The sequence below is a fragment of the Thermogemmatispora sp. genome (assembly GCF_019683755.1).
Lineage (GTDB): Bacteria > Chloroflexota > Ktedonobacteria > Ktedonobacterales > Ktedonobacteraceae > Thermogemmatispora.
In genome coordinates this window covers 1-7,602 of record NZ_JADGHT010000229.1, presented here as the reverse complement: position 1 = coordinate 7,602, position 7,602 = coordinate 1, and the positions used below count along the sequence as shown (strand labels likewise).

Below are 7,602 nucleotides of genomic sequence, written 5' to 3'. Positions count from 1 at the left end.
TTTTGGCTCGTCTTTGGCTGCGGTCTGCTGATCCTTGTCGTACAACGCCTTCAAAGCGATCTGCTGCACGCCAGCCAGCAGGGGATTCCTCTCCAGATCGGACGCGAGCTAACGCGCATTGTGCATCAGGTAGCGCCCTGGCTCTTCTCGCTGCCTTCACTGGGAGCTGGCTCACGTCTTCCTGGTCCTCTCCTCTACCTCGGTGGTGGTCTGCTACTGGCGATGGTGCTCGGCTGGCTTGGGGGGCTGCTCGGGAGGCGAGCTGCTCTCAGCCGATGGAGCCCGAGGGGCGGCTAGCGACCAGGAGCGAGGCTGGCGAGTGAAAGAAGGGGCCAGGATGGCGGAGAAAAGCGTCAGCGAGTGCCTACGTAGTGGCTGACCGGACAAAGGGCCTGAAGAGGCTGGCCTAAGACCGCGGCTATGGTATCATTAGGCGCGGGTTGCTGCCGCGAGAGCTGGCCAGCCCACCCTGATCAGACCAACACGAGCACAGACAGAAGGTGGCACTATTCCGGTGAATGTGACTGATCCAAGCATGACCCAGAGCACAGGTGAAGAGATTCTCCCCATTTCCGAATTGGCGCGCCTGTTGAGCGCCGAGCTGCAGCTATCCAGCGAGCAGATTGCGCGTACCCTCACCTTGCTCGATGAAGGCAATACCATTCCCTTCATTGCCCGCTACCGCAAGGAGGTCACTGGCAGCCTCGATGAGGTCCAGATCCAGACCATCGCCGACCGCGCAGCGGCCCTGCGCGCCCTCTTTGAGCGCAAGGCCGATGTCCGCCGTTTAATCGCCGCTCAGGGAAAGCTCACGCCAGAGCTGGAAGCGGCGATTATGGCAGCCCGCACTCTGCAGGAAGTCGAGGATCTCTATCTTCCCTACCGACCCAAGCGTAAGACTCGCGCCAGTGTCGCACGAGAAAAAGGGCTGCTGCCGCTGGCGGAGCTAATTCTACAGCAGCCCGAGCTGTCTGGTGATCCGGCCAGCGTGCTGGAAGAGCAGGCTCGGCCCTTGCTCGACCCTGAGAAAGGCGTCGAAACAGCGCTCGAAGCCTACGCGGGAGCGCGCGATATTGTGGCTGAGATCGTGGCTGAGGATGCCAACGTGCGCGGTGCTGTACGCGCTCTCTTCTTCAAGCAGGCCGTGGTCAGCGCTCGCCCAGTTGATCCCGATGCCTTGGCCCAGAAAGACCCGAAAGGAACCTACCGTATCTACTACGACTTCCACGAAAGCGTCGATCGCATGGTTCCGCACCGCGTGCTGGCCCTTAACCGCGCCGAGCGTGAGGAAGTCTTGCGCGTCAGCGTGACGCTTGACTACGAGCAAGCGCGCCCCGCTATCACGGCGTACTATCCCATCAAAGAGACCTCGCCCTTTGCCAGCCAGCTTGCTCAGGCTATCGAGGATGGCTATAAACGGCTGTTGGCCCCGGCTATGGAGCGCGAGGTACGGGTTGAGCTAACGCGCAAGGCTGAAGAACATGCTATCGGAATCTTCGCGGCGAACTTGCGCCATCTGCTGCTGCAGCCACCACTGCGTGGCTATAAAGTGCTGGGCATTGATCCCGGCTATCGCACGGGCTGCAAACTGGCCGTTGTCGACGAGACTGGCAAGTACTTGACCTCGGATACCATCTATCTGCATCAGGAGGAAAAGGCGAAACAGACCCTGCGCCGTCTGATCACCGAGTACGACTTAAAGGTCATTGCGATTGGTAACGGCACAGCCTCGCGCGAGACCGAGCAGTTAGTAGCTAGCTTGATCCGCGAGCTGGAGGCAGAGACAGGCCGCCGCGGAGAGATCGGCTACGTGATTGTCAATGAAGCCGGCGCCTCGGTCTATTCAGCTTCCGAGATTGCTCGCCAGGAGTTCCCAACCCTGGACGCTACCCAGCGTGGAACTATTTCGATCGCACGCCGTCTGCAAGACCCGCTGGCTGAGCTGGTCAAGATTGACCCGCGAGCGCTGGGGGTTGGTCTCTACCAGCATGATGTGGATCAGAAAGCACTGGCCGAGATGTTAGAGCGCGTCGTGGTCTCTTGCGTCAACTTCGCCGGCGTTGACCTGAATTCGGCTTCAGCGGCTCTACTCAAGCATGTCGCTGGCATTAACAGCCGTGTCGCCACTGCGATTGTCAAATACCGTGAGGAGCATGGGCCATTCCGCTCGCGCGAAGAGCTGCTGAAGGTCCCCGGGCTAGGACCAGCGACCTTTACCCAGGCGGCTGGTTTCCTCAAAATCTCCAACGGCGTCGAAATGCTTGACAATACTTTCATTCACCCCGAGAGCTATCCAGCGGCACGGGCCTTGCTAGAGATGCTCCCTGACGGTACGGATGGAGCACTCAAGCCAGCCGAGCGGATTGCTCAATTTCGGCGTCTGATCAAGCTTCAAAGCACCTTAGGGCGCAGCCGACGGCGGCATGGTCAGGATGGAGAGCTTGATGCAGAGCAAGCTGCCTGGGCCGAGATTGCGCGCAAGATTGGCGTAGGATTGCCGACGCTGCTCGACATTTTGGAGAATCTGGAAAAGCCAGGACTCGATCCGCGCGATGAATTGCCTCCCCCCATCCTGCGTCACGACGTTCTCAAGCTGGAGGACCTCAAGCCAGGCATGGTGCTCCAGGGCACAGTGCGCAATGTTGTCGATTTCGGTGCCTTTGTTGACATCGGGGTCAAGCGCGATGGCCTGGTCCATATCTCGGAACTGGCGGACCATTATGTCCGCGATCCCTTGGCGGTGGTTGCCGTCGGGCAGGTGGTCCAGGTACGCGTCCTGGCCGTCGACTTGCAGCGCGAGCAGATCCAGCTCAGCATGCGAGGCCTGCACACTCGCTCTCACTAAGCCCTCCGCCGCTCTTGTAATCGGCGCCGTCTTGAGAGCAGAGCAGCGCTCTTCCGCACTATAGCTCGGACCTACAAATGTGCCTAGGAAGCGGGCGCAATTGATCTCGGAGACGCTACAATTACGCGCTCTTTCCGCGCTTGTAGGCCGTCTTTCTGCTGCAGGCCGCGCCGATATGGCATATAGTAAAGCTTGGAGTCGGCTGCTGAGGAGTGCAACCCTTCGCCGGCACCAGCGAGGGCCAAACTCCTTAGCAGCCGCCTTCGTTTTCTTCTCTGTCTGTCTAACGGGCAGATCGCCTCAGTCGCCCGGTTGCAGCGGACCCGTTGGTTTGGTTGCCAATCGCGGCTCATGCTCGCTAAGACGTCTGAGCAGAGCCAGGCCCTTCTGATAGAGGTAGCTGGCTGCCAGGCGGTCGGCCTCGCGGATAGCACGCAGAGCGTAGAGATGGGCCTCTTCCCAGGCTCCGCGGCGCCAGGCGAAGTCGGCCTCATCAAGGACCAGCGCGGGAACAAAGTAGGGATCGAGATAGTCACTGGCCAGGGTGATCAGGCGCTCGACTATGGCCTGCGCCTCGCTCTGCTCCCCACGGATATGGCAGAGCAAAAGCTGAATCTCCAGACTCAGGGCACGGTCATAAGGGAGTGTCAGTAGCTGCTCCTGGGAGAGGAAGAGATGCTCGGCATGGCGCAGCGCCTGGCTCGCTTCCAACTGACGGCCCTGGCGATAGGCATAGCGTCCCTGGAGCTTGAGCGCTTCAATCGTCCCCCGTAAATCCCCACACTCCTGACAGATACGAAGAAAAATATTAATATAGCGCTGAGCAAGTGCCAGATCTCCCTCGCTGCTGGCCAGCGCTGCCAGATAGAACCAGGCGCGTGCAAGATAGCTCCGTGGATGACCGCCCCGCGGGAGCGCCGGGCGCGGCTCCCCCGGCTGCAACGCCTGCTGGGCCACCTGAAGGCTCTCCTCAAAGCGCTGATGAGCCTCCTGAAATTGGCCGTGGTAGAAATGAAAAGCGCCGAGGCGCTGCAGAAAGCAGGCGCGGTGAAAGAAGGCAGCGCAGCCCTGACTGACCTCAATGCCGCGCAGCAGAAGCGGCTCACTCTCGCTCATGGGTAAATGCGCCAGCAGACCAAGTAAAGACTGCAAAAGCTGCAAAAAGATCTCGTGCTGGCAGCTCTGGTACGCTTGAGAGAGGGCCATCAGTAACTCAGATTGACGGCCCTTGAGAGCTGGAACATTATGTTGCTGCTCGGCGGCAAAGGCGAGCAAGGCGGCTTGCCGTCGCTGCTGCTCTTCTTGAACATAGGCGCGTAGCAGCGGGTGGACGCGATAGCGCTGCTCATGGGTGCTGTCACCTGGCGCGCTCTCTGCCTCTGGCAGGAGGTCGAGCAACGAGCTGCGTACCAGGCGTGCCAGGTGAGCGGCGGTGCTGGCCAGTGTGCGTTGGGGAGCGCTGAGCGGCTCGGCTGTCAGCGTCAGATCGCACTGAGGCTCACTCAGGCAGCGCTGCTGCCAGTCAGCCGCCTCGGCCAAGCTAAAAGGTTTAGCCATCAAGGGGGCAAGCTGGAACAAAAGCTCGCGCGTCTCCTGGGGCAGTGTTCCCAAGGCTTCGGCGAGCAAGCGGCGTAGCTCGCCTTCGCTATCCAGCAGCACGTCAAGGGGATGGAGAGCGAGACGCTCCGCCAGCAACTCGCACGAGATTCCCGCACCAACTGCAGTTGCGGCCAGCTCAATAGCGCGAGGCAGGCCCCCAACGGCACAGCAAATGCGCTCAGCAGCTTGCAGCTCGCTGGCGCTCAGGGCTGTCGGACTGCGCCCTAGCAGTGTCAAGAAAAGGGAAAGGGCATCTGCAGGGGCCAGCGGCTCGAGATGATAGTGGTGGGTAGGGAGAGCAGTCGCCGGTGGCACAATGCGGCTGATCAGCAACATACTGCTACCCGTCAAAGAGGCGCCACTCTCAGCGAGGCACTCCCCCTGGTGACAACTGCAAGAAAGCAAGACCTCCGCAGCCTGGCGGAACGGAAAAGGTGATTCCAGATCGTCCAGCACCAGCAAAGCACGTTTGCCAGCCAGTTGCCGGCGCACCTGGTCCAGCAAGGCATTCATCTCGACTTCGGAGCAGAGAGCCTGAGCTGATGCTGGCCTCGCTGGCGGCGCCAGCAGCTCCGTAGGCGGCTCAGACTGGCCCCGGGGAATGTTGAGGAGAGCAAGTAGACGCTGGAGCAGGGTGCAGAGGCCTGGTAATCCCTGACACCCTTTGGCGCTAAGGGCCACAATTCCATCGGGGAAAGAACGTCGGTAGCGGTTGGAATCGGTCGCCAGCAGATGGACCAGCTCGGCGGCCAGGGCGCTCTTGCCAACGCCGGGCATACCACTAATAATATAGATCCCTGGCCCCTCCTCACGTAAAGCGTGCAGGAGATGCTGAAGTTCGTGCTTGCGCCCAATGAGGTGAAGAGGGCGAGGCGGAAGCAGCACAGGGCCAGGAGCAGAAGGGCCTCCCAATTGCTCGGTGAGCGTAGCGAGCAGCTCCATCTCCTGGGGACTCAGCTCGTGCAGGCCAGCGGCGCGCTGATACTGTTGCACATCGCGCGGCGTTCGGCAGAGCAGGGTAGCCAGAGCAAGCACTCGCTGTCGGGTTTTTCCACGGAAAGGATAGTGGAGATGGCCGGCCTCCAGCCGAGCCAGGAAATCCTCAGAAATGCCAAGGGTGCGCAGCGCCGGGTCCTTGCGGATTGCCTCGATCAGGGCACGCTGACTGTGCCAGCCGCAAAGGCGCCGTCGTTTGCTGAACCATTGACCGAACTGGAAGGCGTCCATCCTCTAGACCTCTATGTTTCCTGTTCCGAGTGATAAGGTCGAAGACAAGCCCGACCTGGGCAGGTCGCCTGCGACCAAGTCCCGGTAATAGGCCTATCTCCTGGCCCAGTCTCCTCTGCCTGTCTGATCCAGAGTGGCTGCCTGATTCGCCGGTGGCTGGACTGTCCAGGCTGGGCTGGGACGAGACATTGAGAGCGAGCTACTCAGACCGCCATTAGTAGAAACGCCTGATAGATCCCAGTGTTGCAGCGACTGGCCTAAGCGGCCCTGGTCCTGATCGGAAAAGAGGCTCTCCGGGGGAAAGCCAGGGCCGCCACCATGCGCGCCAGAAAACAACTCCCCTCTAGGGAGATTCGTCAGAAGGTTACAACGGCTCAACCGTTAGCACGACTTTTCCTGTCGTACGACGTTCGGCAATAGCCCGATGGGCAAGAGCAGCCTCTTCAAGCGGAAAAGTGTGCCCGACAAAAATCGTCAACTGACCGGCAGCCAGGTAACGACTCAGCTCCTGCATGGCGAAGGCCACCTGTTGAGGACGGCTGAGCCAGGCGCTGAGCCAGTAGCCGATAATGGCCAGATTTTTATACATCAGTTGGACACCGCTAAACTGCGTGATCTGTCCACTGGCGGCACCATAAACAACCATCCGGCCAAAGGGGGCCAGACACGACAGGCTTTGCTCTGCAATTGAACCGCCAACCATTTCCAGCACTATATCGACGCCACGGCCATTGGTAGCCTGCTTAACCTGCTCTGTCCACTCAGCCTGGCTATAGTTGATAGCCTGATCAGCTCCTAGCCGCCGAATATGCTCGAGCTTGGCCTCACTGCTCGCTGTACCGATGATCTGGCCAGCTCCCAGCAGGCGGGCGAGTTGCACAGCAAAGGTTCCTACACCCCCGGCTGCAGCGTGTATCAGCACGCTTTCACCAGCCTGGAGACGGGCGGAATCGTGCAGAAGCTGATAAGCTGTTACTCCCTGAACCGGCAGAGCGGCGGCCCGTACGAAGTCAAGGGACTCTGGGATTGGAAAGACTGTCTCGGCTCTGGCTGTGGCATATTCGGCGTAGCCACCATTAGCGAAAGCTGCCACGCGTGTACCCGGCGCAGGAGCGCTGACGCCCTCGCCCAAGGCTACTACCGTTCCTGCGACCTCAAAACCAAGCGTTGTCGGCGTACGTGTTCGCGTCAGATAAGTGCCCTGACGCTGAGCCAGGTCGGCGTAATTGACCCCAGCAGCCGCCACCTTGATCAGGACTTCACCCCGCCGTGGCTGCGGCGTCTCGATCTCTTCCAGGCGCATAACCTCCGGGCCACCGATTTCGTGAATGCGGATCGCTTTCATGGTCAAGATCTCTCCTCACGATGACTAGCTTGCTCAGATGGGTTGCGAGCGAAACTGCTGGCCTGCTCTCTGGGAGACCGGCGCTCTCATTGCCCCGATGCCGGCCCGGTCGGGGCTGAGCGCAATGGACCCTATTGATGAGGGCAGGCGCATTCTCATTCTATCCCATCGCCCCAGCGCTGCCCTGCCAGGACAGGCCCGGCCAAACAAGATGGTGACCAGGCAGAGTATCCCCTTGATAGGCTAGTGGTAGGCTGTTCTGGGACCAGAGAAACCTTGTCGGCACGTTTATAACTAAAAAAGAAGGAAGCCTCTGACAGCAAACCGCCATTCGCTGCCTAAGCTTCTGCTCTGCCTGCGCCGCGTCACTGCTCTCTCTACCAAGGAGCAAGGCCTGCTGCTGATAGCCCTGAGCTTCTGCGAGCAGTTCCGGTGCAGAGCTGGCGCTCAGAGAGGGATAATTTGGTACGTAATAGCAAGGAGAGAAACGATTTGTTATAATATTCACTAAGAAGAAAGTACTAAAGTTCCACCTCAGCTCTGAGGAAGGCAGGGGCAAGCAGTACAATCTTCACGTGTCCGACAT

4 protein-coding genes are annotated in these 7,602 nt (G+C 59.9%); 2 read left to right on the top strand and 2 right to left on the bottom strand.

Annotated elements, in window-relative coordinates; all coding sequences use genetic code 11:
* Both IRZ24_RS14075 and IRZ24_RS14070 read left to right on the top strand, forming a co-directional pair.
* A partial coding sequence (locus tag IRZ24_RS14075; protein WP_297165312.1) for a hypothetical protein occupies positions 1-297 on the top strand: 297 nt, incomplete at its 5' end.
* 238 nt (positions 298-535) lie between these two features.
* The gene (locus IRZ24_RS14070; protein ID WP_366914299.1) at positions 536-2,845 is read left to right on the top strand and encodes a Tex family protein; all 2,310 of its coding nucleotides are present in this window, start codon (positions 536-538) and stop codon (positions 2,843-2,845) included.
* 300 nt (positions 2,846-3,145) lie between these two features.
* Here the strand turns inward: IRZ24_RS14070 and IRZ24_RS14065 are convergent, their stop codons facing one another.
* Entirely contained in the window at positions 3,146-5,671 is a 2,526-nt protein-coding gene (locus tag IRZ24_RS14065; protein WP_297165309.1) for an AAA family ATPase, read from the bottom strand.
* 364 nt (positions 5,672-6,035) lie between these two features.
* Complete coding sequence (locus IRZ24_RS14060; protein WP_297165308.1) at positions 6,036-7,016, bottom strand: NADPH:quinone oxidoreductase family protein; 981 nt, start codon at positions 7,014-7,016, stop codon at positions 6,036-6,038.
* Positions 7,017-7,602 lie beyond the last annotated feature (586 nt).